Genomic DNA, 17,913 nt, shown 5'->3' with positions numbered 1-17,913 from the left:
GGAAGCGAATGGCATTGGCGGCGCTGGTGTTGGCGCTGTTGCTCGGCGGGCTGCCTCTGTTGAATCGCGCCCCCGCACCTGAAGCGCCGCAAACGGCGCGCGTCGCGCGCGGTGACATCGAAAAAAGCGTGTTGGCGACCGGCATCCTGAAACCGGCTCGGCAGGTGAACGTTGGCGCGCAGGTCAACGGGCAATTGAAAAAACTGTATGTCAAACAGGGGGACAGAGTGACCCAGGGGCAGCTGTTGGCCGAGATAGATCCGACGCTGCAGCTTAACGAACTGCGCAAGTCGCAGGCCGAATTGCGCAGCGCGCAGGCGCAAAAACTGGCGAGCCAGGCGCAGCTGAAGCAGTACCAGCTGGAGCTGGCGCGGCAAAGGGCGCTGGCGCGAGACCGCGCCGGCGTGGCCAGCGATTTGGAAAAAGCGCAGGCGCAGCGCGACGCACAACTGGCGCAGTTGAAAGTGAACGAGTCGCAGATCGTCCAGGCCGAAGTGGCGCAGGAAACCGCCAGGGCCAATCTGGCTTTTACCCGTATTACCGCCCCTATCGACGGCGAGGTGCTGGGCATTGTCACCCAGGAAGGGCAGACCATCGTCTCGTCGCAAAGCGCGCCGACCATTTTGGTGATGGCCGACGTGGATACCATGATGGTGCACACCCGCATATCGGAAAATGACATCTTGCAGGTGAAGACGGGGCAGCCGCTGTGGTTTTACGTCGCCGCCGATCCCAGCCGCCGATATGAGGGGGCCATGGGTGCGATACAGCAGGCGCCGGCGGAAGCGCTGGAAACCGACCCGCTGGGCAGGAACTCCAGCCAGCAAACGGCGGCGGTGTATTACAACGGCGTGTTTGCCGTCGCCAACGGCGAACGCCGATTGCGCACCTCGATGACGGCGCAGGTATTTATCATTACCGAACGCGCGCAGGGCGTGGTGCGGGTGCCGATGGCGGCGCTGGGCGCGGCGTTGGATGACGGGGGGTATCAGGTCAGGGTGCGGGAAGGCGAGCAGACGGTGGCGCGCCGCGTGCGTATCGGTATCCGCGATCGCCGCTATGCCGAAGTGCTGGAAGGGCTGAGCGCAGGGGAACAGGTGCTGTTGGAACCGCAGCCTGAGGTGGAGGAAGATCATGCGGCTTAACACCGATCCCATCATCGTGTTGCATAACGTCTCACGTGAGTTTCAGGCCGGAGAGCAGAAAATCGCGGTCCTCAGGCGTATTTCTCTGAACATTCAGCGGGGGGAAATGGTCGCCATCGTCGGCGCCTCCGGCTCCGGAAAATCGACGTTGATGAACATCATCGGTTGCCTGGACAAACCGTCTCAGGGGGACGTGCACATCAACGGGGTGGCCGTTGGGCACGCCGACGGCGAGCGCCTGGCGCAGCTTCGCAGCCGGCATATCGGCTTTATTTTCCAGCGTTATCATCTGATGCCCTATCTCACCGCCGGCGAGAATGTGGCGATCCCGGCGCTGTATACCGCCATGCCGGCCGCAGAGCGCCGCCTGCGGGCAGCGCATCTGTTGGCCCGGCTCGGGTTGGCGCAGCGCGGCGGTTATCGTCCGGCGCAGCTTTCCGGTGGGCAACAGCAGCGGGTCAGTATTGCCCGTGCGCTGATGAACGGCGCGGAAATCATTTTGGCCGATGAACCGACCGGCGCGCTGGACAGTGCCAGCGGTCAGGCGCTGATGGCCATTCTGCATGAACTTAACGCCATCGGGCATACCGTCGTCATCGTGACGCACGATCGGCGGATCGCCGAACAGGCGCAGCGGATCATTGAGATTGGCGACGGCGAGATCGTGGCGGATTGTCGCCAGGACGCTCCCCGGTGCAGTTCTACGCCCGAACGCCCGTTGGCGCCGGTGGTGCCGCTGAAACGCATGGGGGCATGGGCGGCGCTGAAAGAGGCCGTCGGTATGGCCTGGCGGGCATTGTTAGGGCATCGGATCCGCGCATTGCTATCGATGCTCGGCATTATCATCGGCATTGCGGCGGTGGTTTCCGCCATCGCCATCGGGGAAGGCACGCGGCGTAATATCCTTAAGGAAATCAGCCAGCTTGGCAGCAGCGCGTTGGAGATTCGCCCTGGATTGGGCTGGGAAAAGACGCGCCCCGATTTTGCGCGCTCGCTGAGCGAGCGGGATGTCGCGCTGTTGGCGACGTTGCCTTACGTCGATAGCGTTTCGCCGGTGATCGGCACTCAGTTGCCGGCCGTGCGCGAAGGTAAACAGGTGCCGCTCGCCGTGATGGGGGTCGGCGCAGGTTACTTCCGCACGCAGGGCATTCGGCTGCTTTCCGGCGGCATGTTTACCGCTCAGGATCTGAGTGAACGTGCATCGGTAGCGGTGATTGATCCCTTGCTGAAACAGGCGCTGTTCCCTGCCCGGCAAGATCCGCTGGGTGCGCTCTTGTCGATCGCGGGCGTACCTTATCGGATCATTGGCGTCGCTCAGCGCCGCGGCGCCCAATATGCCGGTTCCCAACCGCTTGTCTGGTTGCCCTACACCTCCCTGATCGGCCGTATTGCCGGCGATGTGCCGCTGGAGTCGATCGTAATGCGAGTGAATGAAAACGTGGCGCTGGAGTCGGCCAAACGCGATGCAACGCAGCGTTTGATTCTGGAGCATGGCCGGCGGGATTTCTTCATGCTGACCGACGATCAACTGACGCAGTCCATTCAGCGCGCTTCAGATTCCATGCAACTGCTGATTACCGCAATCGCGGCGATTTCGCTGCTGGTGGGCGGGGTAGGGGTGATGAACATCATGTTGGTGTCGGTGACGGAACGAACCCACGAGATCGGTATTCGAATGGCGGTGGGCGCCGGTGAAACAGACATTATGCGGCAGTTCTTGATTGAGGCGGTGGTGATCTGCAGCCTGGGGGGCGTATTGGGGATCGCCTGCGCCGCGCTGATTAAAGGGGTGTTGAGCGGATTGGCGCCGCAGGTGACGATGATCTTCACCTGGCCACCGCTGCTGCTGGCCTGCGGATTCTCGGCGTTGATCGGCGTGGGGTTCGGATTCTTTCCGGCCCGCACCGCCGCGCGCCTGCAGCCGGTAGAGGCGCTGGCGCGAGAATGAGCCGATTCCTCTTTGCCGGGCTGGTGATGCTGTCGCTGAGCGCTTGCGGATGGCGGCCGATCGACGCCACATCGCCATCGCCGTTGCCGCAGCAGTGGCGCGTGGTGGAAGAGCGCTCCGGTTTGTTGCGGGCGGGCGTCGCCTGGTGGGAAAACTTTAATGACCCACAGCTTTCCGCGCTGATCGATGGCGTACTGATCGCGAATCAGGATCTGGCATTGGCCGGATTGCAGTGGCGTGAGGCTCTGTTGGACGCCGGATTGGCGGAAGGCAATGTGACGCCGGATCTGGCCGCCAGCCTGAGCGGCCGCAATACCGGGGCGCTGCGCGGTGCCGCCCGGCCGCAAGAAAGCTACCGTGCGGGGCTATCCCTGAGCTATGAACTGGATTTATGGGGCAAATTGGCGCGCATTCGCGAACAGGCCGAGTGGCTGGCCGCCGCCTCGGAGTTGGACCGGCGCAATACTGCGTTGACCTTGATCGGGGCTACCGCTCGCGGGTATTGGCAGATCGCTGATTTGAATCAGCAGATCACCCATCAGCAACAGGCGGTGACGATCGCGCGTGAGACCTTGCGGCTGCTGGCGGCCCGCCACACCGCAGGCGACGTGGGCCGATTCGAGCTGTTGCAGGCCGAGCAAAGTCTGTTGGCGCGGGAAAACCAATTGCATGAGCTCGCGCGACTGCGGGAAGACGCACGTAATTCGCTGGCGCTGTTGTTCGGACAATCGCCGCTGTTGCGTTATAGCGAACGGCGCACGTTGCCGCTTGAAGAGGTCGCCGTTGTACAGCGCCAGCCGGCGGCGGTGATTGCGCGGCGGCCGGATATTCAGGCCGCAGAGCGCCGACTGAGAGCGGCGTTGGCCGGTGGGGAGGTCACCAGATTGAGCTTCTATCCGACGCTGAGCCTGGAGGCCGGGCTGGAGGCCGGCAGCGGGCTTTTTCGTCAGTGGTTCAGTGAACCTTCGCGCTCGCTGGGGGCAATGTTGACGCTGCCGTTCATCGAATGGCGCAAGATGCGCTTGTCCAGCGACAAAGCGGCAGTGCAGGCACAGCGTGCGGAGATTCAGTTTCGCGACGCGGTTCACCGTGCGTTGGCCGATGTGGACAACGCCATGCGGCAACGGCTGGAGGCGCAGCGGCAAATTGATAACCAACGCAGGCATCTGGCGATGAGCCGACAGGCGGTGGTGCTGGCGCAACGTCAATATCTGGCCGGTTCCGTTGCGCTGCAAACGCTACTGGATGCGCAAGACGCGGTGTTGACCGGCGAGAATTCGCTGTCCGCACTGCAATACCGCTACCTGAACGCCACGATGCAGCTCTGGCTGGCGCTGGGCGGCAACGAGGCTTTCGCATCGGGGCAAGGAGAATAAGTATGGAGAAAAGAAGACGAGTAGTGGTTACCGGCTACGGTGCCGTGACCGCATTGGGAACCAATGCCCAGCAAAACTGGCAGGCTATCATGGCCAACCGTCTGGCGTATCGCTATCACGATAAATCGGCGGCAGGGATCCACGCGCGCTTTTTTGCTTTGTTGGATGCCGAGCCGCCGCTGGAGGGCATTGCCGCTCGGATGCGACGCCGGCTGCCCAGATTTGCCAGACTGGCGCTTGCTGCCGCCACGGAAGCGATAGCCATGGCGTTTTCTTCATCCTCCGTGGGGCCGGCACACTTTTATACGTCGCTGGAGTGCGGGGCGATTATCGGCAGTGGTTGGGGCGGCCAGGATGAAATCATGCAAAACAATGCCGACTATCTGCAATCCGGATTGGGGCAGCTGTTTGGTTGTTTCCACGCGATGCCCAATATCGCGACCGCCATATGCAGCCAGCAGTGGTTGCTGCGGGGGTATCAAGGTTCGCCGGCGGCGGCCTGCGCGACCGGCGGCATCGCTATCGGCGATGCGTTTGAGGCGATTCGCTGCGGTCGTGCTTCCATGATGTTGGCCGGCGCGTCGGAATCGTTGAGCGGTAACGGTGCAATCTGGAATATCGATGCGTTGCGTTTGCTGAGCCGGGAACAAAAGGATATCGCCAAAGCCAGTTGCCCGTTCAGCCGGGAGCGCAGCGGCTTCGTCCTGGCGGAAGGGGCCGCCGTGTTATGTCTGGAAGAGCGAGAGGCGGCGTTGGCGCGAGGTGCGAAGATACTGGGGGAGATCAAAGGATACGGCAATTTTTCAGACGCTTTTGATCTTACCTCCCCGGCGGAGGATCAGCAGGCGAAAGTGAAAACCATACGACGGGCTTTAGAGCAGGCGGGGCTCGACAGTCACAACATCGACTATATCAACGCACATGGCACGTCTACGCCGCAAAATGATGTGAACGAAACCGAGGCGATCAAGGCAGCGCTGGGGCGAGATGCTTATCGCACGCCGATTTCCAGCACGAAATCCTATACCGGGCACCTGCTCGGCGCTTCGGGCAGCTTTGAGGCGATCGTCTGCCTGCAGGCATTACAGCAGCAAATTATGCCGGCAACCTGCCATTTGCACACGGCCGACCCCGAATGCGACCTTGATTATATTCGCGAAGGGCATCGGCACGGTCGTCTGCGCAATATCATGAGCCTGAGCTTCGGTTTCGGCGGTGCCAATGCGGCACTGGTATTTGGCGGTCACCATGAATAACGGCAGGCGTATGGAAAAGTATCATCGGATATATGAGACGATTTGCGGCATGTTGTGTGAAGCCCGAGGGATGGAGAGCACGCGGCTGTCGGCAGATATGCCACTGCAGCAACTTGGGCTGGATAGCCTGGACTATATGGAGCTGATGCTGGGGGTTCGGCGTGAATTCGGCATTACGCTCACGGCGGAAATGCTTATCGAGCACCCTGAGTTGACCCTCGGCGAGTTGTGCCACGTGATAGTCAGCCAATAATTTCATCCCCCCAGCGAGCGTTTGCCAAGATCAAGCTTGGGGGGGGATTGCTCCTATTTTACCTCCTCTCCCCCTCATTTCATCCCATTATCGGTAGCTATAAATATTAAAACTTATTCGTCAGGTTAATACGGATTAATGGTGAGGGTTTTTGTTCGCCTCTTGCCGGTGAGGTTAATCAGATAACGCTAATTTAAGAGTATTCTTTGTTTTGCCGATTAAATTACCACTGCAACCAGACATTGTGCGTAATAGTGACAATGCATGCTAAGGCGAATAGGGAGGGAAACGGTTTCTTTATTTGTAGCCGAATAGGAAGTGGGTCGCACCTATTAACGTTGGCAGAGCACTAGGGTGAGAATAACGTCTATCCGCTGTTTGCGTTCGGTAAATCCGCTATACTCCGCGCTGGATGCAGGAACCTATCCATAAGCCAGGGGCTGCCCTGAGTGTCCATTGTGGTGATGTAAAAGGAAAATGCCAGCCACACTTTTCCGATCAAAGTAATGAGGTTGTATGTCTAATCGTAAACATCTGACGCCTTCCGAAGTGGAGAGACTGCTTGAGGTCACGCTGCATGGAAAGAATCCAGAACGCGATTATTGTTTGATTTATATGTGTTTTATTCATGGGTGCCGCGCCAGTGAAATAGGGGGGTGGCGTTTGTCGGATATCGACCTGGAAGGTGGAAATATCTATGTGCACCGGTTGAAGAATGGTTTTTCCACCGTGCATCCGCTCTATCTGCGCGAAAGGCAGTGTCTGCGGCGCTGGTTGGACAAACGTCGGCGGCACCGTTGGGCCGATCGGGAGTGGTTGTTCCTTTCCAATCGCGGCGGCCGCCTGTCGCGTCAACGTATCTACGGGTTGATTCGTCATTACAGCCAGGCTGCGAAATTGGAGGTCAACGCCCACCCGCATATGCTGCGGCACGGTTGCGGATTTGCATTGGCAGACCGCGGTGTAGACACCCGTTTAATACAGGATTACCTCGGGCACCGAAATATCCAGAATACGGTGATTTATACCGCCAGTAATGCGCAGCGATTTAAGGAAATTTGGTAAGCGTGATTTAAGTTGATAATGTGAAGGAGTCACTTTGAACTAAACTGAAACATACTGTAAGGACGCGTAAAAACAATGTCAATATTCCCATGCCTTCTTTCTTGATTAAAGGTTAATTTGATTTAAAAACAGCTAGTTAGATTCTGTTTTCATGCCGCACGCCGCCTCTGGTTCTAAGTAAAATCCTAATCAAAGATCCGCAATTTTAAATCACATGGCTAGCGCCTAAGTTTTTTAGTCTGATTTGATAATCTCACGGCGTAAAGTTGGTTTTAAATCCTAATAAACTGTCTTCTTTTGGTTTTAAAAACCAAAGGAGTCACTTTAGTTCAAAATGAATCGTTTGGGTGAATAACCCTGAGGCCATTAATCAGCCTGGCTAAGGGCACTTCCCATTCATGGAACTAAATAAAAGGAATGACATTAAGGATATGTCGGAAATAAACCCATGCATACTTTGCATAATTTTAAGGAAAGTAGGATGAAAAAGAATCTGTTGGCTCTTGCTGTATTGACCGCATCTGCATTTACCACTTCTGCGTTCGCGGCTGATGGTGCGCTGAATATCACCGGCACCATTACCGATCAGTCTTGCACCGTCGATCCGGATTCCCAGAACAAACAGGTCGCGCTGGGCAAGATTGCCAAAGACGCCTTCACCCTCTCTAAAACGGCCGGCGCCAAAGCCTTCAACCTGGTGCTGAAAAACTGCCCGGCCACTGTCACTGGCGCCACCGTGCGTTTTGACGGTACGCAGGTTCAGGGGCAGTCCGGCTTGCTGCAACTGACCGGCGCCGGTACCGCTGACGTTGCGAAAGGCATTGGCGTGCAGCTGCTGGACGATGCCAGCAACGTGCTCAATATCGGCAACGATTCCCGCGTGTACACGCTGGAAGAGAACAAAGACAACTCCCTGGGCTTTGTCGCGCGCTATTTCGCTTATGACAACGTGACCGTTGGTAGCGCAAATGCCACGGCCAACTTCACCATCGTTTATCAGTAAGGCCATGCCGTTACGGCGGCGAAATAGTTAAAAAAATGAGCCAGAGGGCGTGTTCTCTGGCTCTTTATTCATCGGTGATGGAAACGGGAAGAGAAGATAATGAAAGCTGGATATTTTGCGCTGACGGCGGCGTTGTTGTTGACGCTTTGGACCCCGGTTGAGGCCGGCGTGGTGGTGGGGGGAACGCGCCTCATCTACGACGGTGGCAAAAAAGAGTCTGCTCTGAATATCAACAATCCGGATGCGGTGCCTTATCTGATCCAATCCTGGGTCGATGCGCAAGAGGGCGATAGCGCCAAAGCGCCTTTTATTATCACGCCGCCGCTATTTCGCCTGGACGGCGGCCAGAATAACCTGCTGCGCGTGGTGCGTGCGGGCGGCAATTTACCGACGGACAGAGAGTCGCTGTATTGGCTGAATGTGAAGGCCATCCCTTCAGTGGAAAAGAAAGAAAACACGCTGCAAATTGCGATCAAGACCCGCATCAAGCTGATTTATCGCCCGCAGGGGCTCGGCGGCAACCTGGAAGAGGCAGCCGGTAAAGTGACGTGGCGGCGCAGCGGCGATCGTTTGCAGGTGACCAACCCTTCTCCCTACTACCTCACCTTTTTCAATTTGAAGCTGAATGGCCGCGCCATTACCGGCAACACCATGGTAGCGCCGCAGGCGAGCGCCAGTTTCCCGTTGCCGACGGCGAGTGGCGCAGGTGGCAGTCTGAGCTGGCAAATCATCAACGACTATGGCGGCACCGGCCAGACCTTTACCAGCACGTTATAAGGTGTTTTTTTGCTCTGGGGCAGCGCTGGAGCGGGTGTTCGGCTTACCTGACGTTTAGTCGGGCCGAGCCAATCGGGACAGGGAGTTAAAAGGATGAATAACCCGAATTGCATTGGTTTACCAGGAGCGCGATCGGTTTTGGCCGGCCTGATATCTTGTCAGGTGGCACTGCTGAGTCCGAGCGGCGTGGTGTACGCGCGCGATTATTTCAACCCGGCGTTGCTGGAGATTGATAACCCGGCGCTGCGCGGCGCCGATCTCTCCGTGTTTGAAGAGAACAGCAGCCAGGCGCCTGGGCGTTACCGAGTCGATCTTTATCTGAACGGCGAACAGATCGACAGCCTTGACGTCGAGTTCCGGCTTTTGCCGGGAGCTGGCGGTAAGCAAACGCTGCAACCCTGTTTCAGCACGGAAAAGTTGGCTGAATTAGGGGTGCGGGTTGCCATGTTCCCGGCGATGGTGCCCGGAGATAGCTGCGTCAACCTGGCGCAGGCTATTCCGCAGGCCTCTGCGGTATTCCTGTTCAATCAGTTGAGGCTGAATTTGAGCATCCCGCAGGCGGCGCTGCGCCTGAATGCGCGCGACTATGTTTCCCCGGATAAATGGGACTCCGGCATACCGGCGCTGTTGGTCAATTACAACTTCAGCGGTGCCAATAGCCAGATGAGCGACAGCGAACGGCAGAACAACAATAACTATTACCTCAATCTGCGTTCGGGCATCAACTGGGGCGCCTGGCGCCTGCGTAACTATTCCATCTGGAACCATTACACCGGTGGTTCTTCTTCCTGGCGCTCAATCAATACCTACCTGCAGCGCGATATCGTGGCGTTGCAAAGCCGCCTGACCCTGGGGGACAGCACAACGCCCAGCGATGTGTTCGATAGCGTGCAGTTCCGCGGCGGGCAGTTGGCCTCTGAGGACGACATCCTGCCTGACAGCATGAAAGGGTACTCGCCGGTGGTACGCGGGATCGCGCGCACGAATGCACAAATCGTCATCAGGCAAAACGGCTACGTGATTTATCAAAGCTATGTGCCGCCGGGGGCATTTGAAATTACCGATCTGTATCCCACGGGCGGCAGCGGCGACTTGAATGTGAACGTGCGCGAGGCTGATGGCCAGGAGCAGCATTTTGTCGTGCCGTACGCCGTGGTGCCGGTATTGCAGCGCGAAGGGCGTTTTAAATACAGCCTTACCAGCGGGAAATACCGTTCATATGGCGGTGGCGTTGACGAGCGCCCGTTCAGCCAGGCGACCGGGATCTACGGTCTGCCGTGGGGGGCCACGTTGTATGGCGGCGTGCAGGCGGCCAGTAAATATCAGTCTCTGGCGCTAGGTTGGGGGCAGAACCTGGGGGCGGTGGGGGCGCTGTCTGCCGATGTCACCCAAGCCTGGACCAAGCAGCAAACTCGGCCGAAGGAGCAGGGGCAATCATGGCGTCTGCGTTACGGCAAGAACTTCATTGAAACCGGCACCAACTTCAGTCTGGCTAGCTACCGTTATTCCACGCGCGGTTTTTATAGCCTGCAAGAGGCGCTGGAGAGCTACGGCGGCAACAGCGCTATCTATAACGATCACAAGAAGAGTCGCGCCGAGCTGACGATGAGCCAAAGCCTGTGGGAGCGGGGGGGAACGCTGTCGCTCAGCCTGTTTAACGAAGACTACTGGGATGACAACCGTCGTTCACAGTCCATCAGCCTCAGTTACAACAACAGCTGGGAAGCCGTCAGTTACGGGCTGAATTACACCTTCAATCAGAACGGCTACGACAGTAACGGCAATCGCAGCAGTATTCGTGACCATATCGTGGCTTTCAACGTCAGCGTGCCGCTCAGCAAATGGCTGCCGGGCAGCTACGCCACCTACAGCATGAACACCAGCCGCAATGGTGCCACCAGCAACAATCTTGGGTTAAGCGGTACCGCCCTGGCGGGCAACAACCTGAACTACAGCATCAGCCAGGGCTATACCGGCAGGGGCGTGGGGGCGAACGGCAATCTTCAGGCGGACTATAAAGGCGCCCTCGCCGAGTGGAACCTCGGTTATGGCTACGATCGTCATCGCCAGCAGGTGAACTACGGCGTGCAGGGCGGCGTTCTGGTGCACCAAAATGGCGTCACGCTGTCGCAGCCGCTGGGCGATACGGTGGCGCTGGTGCAGGCGCCAGGCGCCTCAGGAGTTAATGTTCTGAACCAAACCGGGGTCAGCACCGACTGGCGTGGCTATGCGGTCGTGCCTTACCTGACGCCTTATCGGCGCAACATCGTTGGGCTGGACGGTGAATCTTTCGCCGAGGATGTCGACATGACGCTGAGCAGCCAAACGGTCATCCCAACCCGCGGCGCCGTGGTGCGCGCCAGCTTCAACCCGGATGTCGGGGCCCGCGTCTTGCTGACCTTGCTGACACGCAGTGGCAATCCGGTGCCATTCGGCGCCACCGTCAGCAATCTCAATAGCCCTTCAGACAATGCCGGCATCGTCGGCGACGGTGGCCAGGTTTATCTGGCTGGCCTGGCGGAGAGCGGGCGGCTGCAGGTTAAGTGGGGCAATGACGCGACTCAGCAATGTCAGGCCAACTATCAATTGGCTAATCAGCCCGAGAGCGGTGGGATTCGTCTCGTTAACGGGCAGTGTTTATAAGGTGTATATGATGGCGACAGGAATATCGATTCAACGAGGGATCATCGTCGGCGGGCTATTAGCGTGCGCAGCGTTGAGTACGCAACAGGCACAGGCGGCTTTCGGGCAGTGCGTCCCTATTTCGGGGACTCACGGGTTTTCATTCCTTTTTTCCCCGGTTTTAACCGACCCGTCGCAAAACGTAGTGGGGCGGATTATTAAGAATGCTGACGGTGGTAACTGGAACCTGTCCGGATCTTATCGGGTGAAATGCGAATGTCAGACGCGTACGGCTTCTTATGTTACCGCCAAAATGCTGCTGAGCGAGCCGGTATTCAGCAGCGGGGGATTAACGTATTACGCGTTGAATGAATACCTGGGCGTTGCCAGCGAAGTTTTCGTGGCCGGGTATCGCAATGAGTTTATTGCCGCACCGTTCGCCAATGAGTCTAACTTTAAGACCGATATGGATGGCGATGACGAATCCTGTGCCAGCACGCCATACAACAGCGGCGCTCGCGGGCGAATCCATCTGTATTTCCGCCGCCCTTTCGTTGGTGTGACGACGATCCCCAACACCCGCCTGGTGGACACCTATGTCTCGGTGGCGAGTGGCGTGAAAAGTGATGTACCGGTCTCAACGATATCAATGAGCGGCACCGTCACCGTGCCGCAGAGTTGTGAAATCAGCCCGCAAACGGTCACGGTCAATTTTGGCGATATCTTGACGTCGAATATCCAAACCAAGGGGGCTATGCCGCCCGGTTTTACTCCAGAGGAGAGAACGTTGACGCTGGCCTGCCGCAATATTTCCGCCGGCGTCAAGGTCAGCCTGTCATTCCGCGGCGAGGCCGACGGCAGTATGCCCGAGGCGCTGAAGACCACCAATCGAGATATTGGCGTGATGATTAAGGATATGCAGGGCAATGTTATTCGGCCTCAGAGCGGGCGCTTGCCGATCGATAACTTCCAATATCCCAACCAGAGTGGCAGTTCAAGAATCAGCGTCTATCCGATCAACACCACCGGAAGCCCCCCTGCCGTGGGGCAGTTCAATGCAACGGCGACCATTCAGGCAGAAATCCAATAAACGGATATTTCAACGGTAGCGGACCGAACCGGTCCCTACGCTTAACGAGAAGGAACAGATGATGGGGAAGGTTCTTGGCGATATCGGCTGCAAATTGGCCTTGGCAGGCCTGTTTCTCTTGGCGATTCCATCGGCGCAAGCGGTATCAAAAATAGTCATTACCGGCAATATCAAAGCGGCGCCCTGCGAAATCGACGGAGCGAACGGCACGGTTTCAGTCAATTTGGGGGATGATATTTCTGCCGCTACGTTGGCGACTTCCGGCGCATTCAGCCCCTGGGTGGAGTTTCCTTTAACGTTAAAAAACTGCCCGAGCACCACCACCTCGGCCGTGGCGACCTTCAGCGGCGCGGTGGCTGATGAAAGCGCCAGTTTATACAAAAGCACCGGCAGCTCTCGCCGGGTACAAATTGAATTGCAAAACAGCCAGGGAACAAACCTGGGCAATGGCAAGAGTATGACCCAGCCTGTGAATAGGGCGACGAATGAAGCGAAATTCAATTTGCGAGCGCGGGCATACAGCACCAATGGCGGTTCTGCGCCGGGTTCTATAGAGGGTGTTCTGCAGGTCACTTTTGTTTATCAGTAGGATAAAGAGACCGGCAGCGATGGAATGCTAACGACAGAGTTAAGGTGATGATATGAATATTAATTATCGCTATGGAACGACCTTGGCGGCCGGCAATGAAGCGACGGGGGCCGTAGCCATCATGGAACCCTGCCCCATCACGGCACTGGGGATGAAAAACCGATTGATCGAATCCTGCGGTTTACTGCCCGGCAACGTCAGGCAGGTGGCGAATCTTGCCGAACTGCGGGCATTACTCACTCAGCGTGCGCATCGTTTACTGGTGATGGACTTGTGCGGTCAGTCAGAGTCGGTATTAGAGGGGTTCAGATTGATAGCAGAAGTACGCGAAAGCTCGCCGGACACGGCAATAATCGTTTGTACGGCTTTGGACGAACCCAGGTTGTTACGGCAGCTGATCGCATCCGGCATCCGCGGCCTGATGTTGAAGCAGGAACCGGCCATTGCGCTGACTCACTGTGTCCAACAGGTTTTGACGGGCTGCTGCAGCTTCAGCCACCGAGTACGCCAGCGGCAATTGCACGAGGCTACCGCCGACAAACCCCTGACGGCGAAGGAGCTGGATGTGTTGACCCAGCTGTTTTCCGGTAAAAGCGTGACCAGCGTGGCGCTAACGATGTGTCGTGATATTCGCACCGTCAGCACACATAAGCGCAATGCGATGCTGAAGTTGGGGTTTCACAGCGATGGGGAATTGTACCTTCAGGGGAAATGGATGGCCGCACAAGGCCCATCCTTTGCGCACTAGGCGAACGTACGATGTCTCTCGGGCAGGCAAGCATAGGAGTAGATTATGCATTCATGGCGTCAGCAACCGCTGAACATAGCGTTAATGGACAGGTGTCCCTTGACGCTGGAGGGGCTGGCAAGTTTTTTAAAAACGCTACCCACCCAGGGAAAAATCGTCGTAAAGGAAACCAGCGTACGCGCGGTAGCTGATAGCGTGGTCTATCAGCAGGCCGAGGTGCTGATTACCGAGCTGGGCGGTGAGGGCGAAACGGTTGCTCAGGGCAGAGAAACGTTGCTGGCTCTGTGCACGCAGCGGCCCACATTGCGGGTGATAGTCTATACCCGCTGCCAGAATGCAGAAGAAGTGGGGCGCTTGTTGAACCAGCCCAATATCAGCATCGTCGCCAGAGATGACGCCTTGCCGCTCGTGGCGGAGTTCTTTAATCGCGTATTGCTTGGGGAACGTGTGCTGAGCCCGCAGATAGGGGCTGTACTGGCACCCGGTGCGAACGAAGAGGAGGCGGCTACGCAAAAACTGACTCGCTGTGAGAGCGACGTTTTGGCCTTTTTGTTCAACGGTATGAGCCTGCGGCAAATCGCCGAGTTGCAGCGCCGCAGCATCAAGACGATCAGCGCGCACAAATGCAGCGCCATGCGAAAACTGCAGGTGAAAAATGATAGCGAACTGTTTTCCTTGCACGGCAATATTACGCGGCAATTTGGCGGGAAGTGGTCAAAGGACACCTAACCTTCAATGAAACGGTATGCGCCGCTGAAAACGAAACCTGAGGAAGGGTGTTCCTGCATACGATGCTTGAAAAGCAGCTCGGCGTTGAAATATCGCTGAACCAGGCTGGCGCTGAAGTGCCGGGCTGCATTTTTATATCCGCTATTTTTACTGTACGGGGTGCGCGGTTTAAAAAAGGATGAGTTCCTGCGTTTTATTCTTTCGTGAACTTAAATGATGATTGTGCGGAATCGCTCGACGTTGGTCGCGGTATAGATCACCGTATTCTGGATATTTTTGTGGCCTAAATAATCCTGAATCAAACGGGTATCGACACCGTTGTCGGCCAGGGCGTAACCGCAGGAGTGTCGCAGCATGTGGGGGTGCACCTGGACGCTGATGCCGGCCAGTTCTCCATACATTCTCATAAGCCGATACAGCTGCTGGCGCGAGATTTGCCCGCCGTGGCGCGAAAGGAACAACCATGGGGAATCTGCATCAGGATAGTGCGCACGTTGGGTTAACCAGTTTAACAGGGCCTGCCGTTCTCGTGGTTGAATAGGATGTTGAACGGAAAACCCGTTTTTCAGTCGGGATATATGGATCCGGTTAGAGGTAAGATCAATATCCTGCAGGCATAGTGCACGCAGTTCGCTAACCCGCAAACCATGAATAAAACACATTAATAGTAAACAACGATCTCTGATGCTATTTTTCCCCTCGTGCACAGCGGCGATCAGCTGTTCCATTTCAATCTGGCTAAGAAATTTCCTTTTTTTCATTTTTCCTTCCTGCGATCGTGTTGATGATTTTTATCATGAAGTTTTATTAAAGCATTGGAACATAATGGGCGGCAAAGGAAATAAATAATTTCATTTGTGAATGGATAGGTGTTTTTTATATTTTAAATAATCTTATTTTTTATATGAATGTATTTTGTCTTTTTATCTGTTTATTCGGTTTTTTAGCTGATTATTGAATCAGAGAACATTGAGCGTCATTGACGCATTATGCCGTGAGCTGACCGCAGTCTGACGGCGATGAGCAGAACCTCTCTCTCTGCCCTGTGCTTGATAAACATTGATGATAATTAGTCTTGATATCATTCTTTCTCTGAATACAATGCCTGCTAGATTGCGACTTCAGAGGTTTCTCATGGAACTGTTACGGGTGGTTTATCACCAGTATCGTTGGCCATTTCTGGCGGTCATGGCGTTGACCATGGCCAGTGCCGGCTTAGGCATCGGTATCATTGCTTTTATCAATCAATACCTGATGGATGCCGGCGGCAATGCAGTGGCCGTGCTGCCGATGTTTCTTGCACTGTTGGCATTGTTGATAGCGGTCACGCTGGGATCGCAATTGGCGCTGACCACATTGGGCCATTATTTCGTCTATCGTCTGCGCGGGCAGTTAGTGAAGCGCATTTTGGATACTGACATTGAGCGCCTGGAACAGCTGGGCAGCGCTTCACTGCTGGCGAGTTTGTCCAGCGATATCCGCAATATCACCGTCGCCTTCGTGCGTCTGCCTGAACTGGTGCAAGGGGTGATCTTAACGCTGGGAGCGGCGGCCTATCTGGGGTGGCTGTCGCCGAAAATGCTGGCGGTCACGGCAGTATGGGTCGCGGTGACCGTCGTGGGCAGTGGCTGCCTGGTATCACGGGTTTATCGTCATATGGCCAGTTTGCGAGAGTCGGAAGAACGTCTCTATCATCGTTATGAATCGGTGATTGACGGCCGTAAGGAGCTGACGTTGAACCGCAAGCGTGCGCAGGCGCTGTATGAACAAGCCTATCAGCCCGACGCGCAAGCTTATCGTTATCATATCATTCGCGCCGATACCTTCCATTTGAGTGCGCTCAACTGGTCAAACATCATGATGTTGGGGGCGATCGGGCTGGTGTTCTTTATGGCCAACAGTCTGGGATGGGCAGATTCGACGGTGGCCGCCACCTATTCATTGACGCTGCTGTTCTTGCGCACGCCGTTACTTCAGGCGGTCGGAGCGTTTCCGACGCTGGTCAGCGCTGAAGTCGCCTTTAACAAGCTGAAGACGCTGCGCCTGGCCGAGTATCAACCTGCGTTCCCTGCCGCCGTTGCCCGCACTTGGCAGACGCTGGAATTGCGCGACCTGGTTTTTCATTATGCAGACACGGAACATCAGCCCGGTTTTGCCGTCGGGCCACTCAATCTGACCTTGCGGCGCGGCGAGCTGATCTTTCTGATCGGCGGCAACGGCAGCGGCAAATCAACGCTGGCGATGCTGCTGACCGGTTTATATCGGCCGGTTAGCGGGCAGATCATTCTGGATGGTGTAGTTCAGACCGCAGCGGATATGCCGGACTATCGCCGGCTGTTTTCAGCGATTTTCACCGATTTCCATCAATTCGATCGCTTGCAAGGGCCGGAGGGAGATAAACCCGATGCGCAGCTGGTGGCCGATTGGCTTGAGCGGCTGAATATGAAAAGCAAATTGCAGTTCGACGGCGACAGGGTGACCAATCCCCAATTGTCACAGGGGCAACGTAAACGCCTGGCTTTGTTGCTGGCGGTGGCGGAACAACGCGATATCTTGCTGCTGGATGAATGGGCGGCGGATCAGGATCCGCAATTCCGGCGTATTTTCTATCGCGAACTGCTGCCGGAGCTGCGCGCGCTGGGCAAAACGGTATTTGCCATCAGCCACGACGATCACTATTTCGAACATGCCGATCGGTTGCTTGAGATGCGCTCAGGCCATTTACGGGAGCTGACCGGCAGCGAGCGCGAACATGCCAGCCGGGATTCAGTTAGCAGAATCGGTTAGCTCACGCCGGCCCTGGCGAGATAAAAAGGGGCCGGTGCTTCTTCTCGTATGATTTCAGCATGCCACTTCATTTTCCTTCTCGCCTTCAGCGCTGTCTGTTGCCGATTTGGCTTATGACCAGTCAATTAATTGATTGTTTAATTATTTACCGGTGGTTTAATTTTAACCATTAAAGATATGGCACACTGCTTGCTCGTTTGCCTATCAATACAGGCTGTCGTCTGCCGATAACAGTGATATCCGTGATGCCGTTCTCACGGATACTGCCAAACAGGTATAGAAGTAGCAGCAGTTTTTTAAAATTCCATAGCAACAAACGATTTTATCGATCGTTAAAATAGATCGATAATGTATATTTGAACGGTTTAATCTATTGGTTAGGGGCGTTGTGGTGAGCAAGGATGGAGTAAATATCAAGCGTAAGACATGGCTGTGCGTGTTTATCGGTTGTGGGCTGTTCTGGCTGCTAACCGCCGCCGTGATTTACTGGTTACTGGTGAAGTAGGTTAAGCAGGAAGGCAATTC

At 56.1% G+C, this 17,913-nt stretch carries 16 protein-coding genes; 15 read left to right on the top strand and 1 reads right to left on the bottom strand.

What is annotated here, in order from left to right:
* The first annotated feature begins 8 nt into the window (after positions 1 to 8).
* The 13 genes from M6G53_RS09615 to M6G53_RS09555 all read left to right on the top strand — a co-directional run bounded on the left by M6G53_RS09615 (position 9) and on the right by M6G53_RS09555 (position 14,601).
* Positions 9 to 1,145 (top strand): efflux RND transporter periplasmic adaptor subunit, encoded by a 1,137-nt coding sequence (locus M6G53_RS09615; protein ID WP_253330947.1) that lies wholly within the window; start codon positions 9 to 11, stop codon positions 1,143 to 1,145.
* Entirely contained in the window at positions 1,135 to 3,093 is a 1,959-nt protein-coding gene (locus M6G53_RS09610) for an ABC transporter permease (RefSeq protein WP_253330811.1), read from the top strand. The genes M6G53_RS09615 and M6G53_RS09610 overlap by 11 nt, the downstream gene beginning before the upstream one ends.
* On the top strand, positions 3,090 to 4,469 hold the full coding sequence (locus M6G53_RS09605) for an efflux transporter outer membrane subunit (RefSeq protein ID WP_253330809.1): 1,380 nt from the start codon (positions 3,090 to 3,092) through the stop codon (positions 4,467 to 4,469). Before M6G53_RS09610 ends, M6G53_RS09605 begins: the two co-directional genes overlap by 4 nt.
* 2 nt (positions 4,470 to 4,471) lie before the next feature.
* The gene (locus tag M6G53_RS09600; protein ID WP_253330805.1) at positions 4,472 to 5,725 is read left to right on the top strand and encodes a beta-ketoacyl-[acyl-carrier-protein] synthase family protein; all 1,254 of its coding nucleotides are present in this window, start codon (positions 4,472 to 4,474) and stop codon (positions 5,723 to 5,725) included.
* Positions 5,691 to 5,978 (top strand): acyl carrier protein, encoded by a 288-nt coding sequence (locus M6G53_RS09595; protein ID WP_436286519.1) that lies wholly within the window; start codon positions 5,691 to 5,693, stop codon positions 5,976 to 5,978. The genes M6G53_RS09600 and M6G53_RS09595 overlap by 35 nt, the downstream gene beginning before the upstream one ends.
* A 516-nt stretch (positions 5,979 to 6,494) precedes the next feature.
* Positions 6,495 to 7,043 (top strand): tyrosine-type DNA invertase, encoded by a 549-nt coding sequence (locus tag M6G53_RS09590; RefSeq protein WP_253330799.1) that lies wholly within the window; start codon positions 6,495 to 6,497, stop codon positions 7,041 to 7,043.
* A 481-nt stretch (positions 7,044 to 7,524) separates the two neighbouring features.
* Positions 7,525 to 8,046 (top strand): fimbrial protein, encoded by a 522-nt coding sequence (locus M6G53_RS09585; protein WP_253330795.1) that lies wholly within the window; start codon positions 7,525 to 7,527, stop codon positions 8,044 to 8,046.
* Between the two features lie 99 nt (positions 8,047 to 8,145).
* Positions 8,146 to 8,823 carry a fimbrial biogenesis chaperone gene (locus tag M6G53_RS09580; protein ID WP_253330793.1) on the top strand — a complete coding sequence of 226 codons (678 nt, stop codon included), beginning with the start codon at positions 8,146 to 8,148 and terminating at the stop codon, positions 8,821 to 8,823.
* Positions 8,824 to 8,916: 93 nt separating this feature from the next.
* A complete protein-coding gene (locus M6G53_RS09575; RefSeq protein WP_253330790.1) occupies positions 8,917 to 11,466 on the top strand; it encodes a fimbria/pilus outer membrane usher protein in 2,550 nt (849 codons plus the stop codon).
* Positions 11,467 to 11,473: 7 nt separating this feature from the next.
* Positions 11,474 to 12,535, top strand: coding sequence for a fimbrial protein (locus M6G53_RS09570; protein ID WP_253330788.1), 1,062 nt, complete (start codon positions 11,474 to 11,476; stop codon positions 12,533 to 12,535).
* A 58-nt stretch (positions 12,536 to 12,593) separates the two neighbouring features.
* Positions 12,594 to 13,124: a fimbrial protein gene (locus tag M6G53_RS09565; protein WP_253330787.1), complete on the top strand. Its 531-nt coding sequence runs from the start codon at positions 12,594 to 12,596 to the stop codon at positions 13,122 to 13,124.
* 52 nt (positions 13,125 to 13,176) lie between these two features.
* The gene (locus M6G53_RS09560) at positions 13,177 to 13,872 is read left to right on the top strand and encodes a LuxR C-terminal-related transcriptional regulator (RefSeq protein ID WP_253330786.1); all 696 of its coding nucleotides are present in this window, start codon (positions 13,177 to 13,179) and stop codon (positions 13,870 to 13,872) included.
* A 45-nt stretch (positions 13,873 to 13,917) separates the two neighbouring features.
* Positions 13,918 to 14,601, top strand: a complete 684-nt coding sequence (locus M6G53_RS09555; RefSeq protein ID WP_253330784.1) for a LuxR C-terminal-related transcriptional regulator — start codon at positions 13,918 to 13,920, stop codon at positions 14,599 to 14,601.
* Positions 14,602 to 14,810: 209 nt separating this feature from the next.
* Here M6G53_RS09555 and M6G53_RS09550 read toward each other — a convergent pair whose 3' ends face one another.
* Positions 14,811 to 15,362, bottom strand: coding sequence for a tyrosine-type DNA invertase (locus M6G53_RS09550; RefSeq protein WP_253330781.1), 552 nt, complete (start codon positions 15,360 to 15,362; stop codon positions 14,811 to 14,813).
* Between the two features lie 373 nt (positions 15,363 to 15,735).
* Between M6G53_RS09550 and M6G53_RS09545 the strand changes: the two genes are divergently transcribed.
* Positions 15,736 to 17,388, top strand: coding sequence for a multidrug ABC transporter permease/ATP-binding protein (locus M6G53_RS09545; RefSeq protein WP_253330779.1), 1,653 nt, complete (start codon positions 15,736 to 15,738; stop codon positions 17,386 to 17,388).
* Between the two features lie 388 nt (positions 17,389 to 17,776).
* Positions 17,777 to 17,893 (top strand): YmiA family putative membrane protein, encoded by a 117-nt coding sequence (locus tag M6G53_RS09540; RefSeq protein ID WP_253330777.1) that lies wholly within the window; start codon positions 17,777 to 17,779, stop codon positions 17,891 to 17,893.
* Positions 17,894 to 17,913 lie beyond the last annotated feature (20 nt).

The sequence above is a fragment of the Serratia nevei genome, from assembly GCF_024160145.1.
Classification (GTDB): domain Bacteria; phylum Pseudomonadota; class Gammaproteobacteria; order Enterobacterales; family Enterobacteriaceae; genus Serratia; species Serratia nevei_A.
Note: the sequence above shows the minus strand (reverse complement) of the source record. Positions and strands in the feature narration are given on the sequence as shown.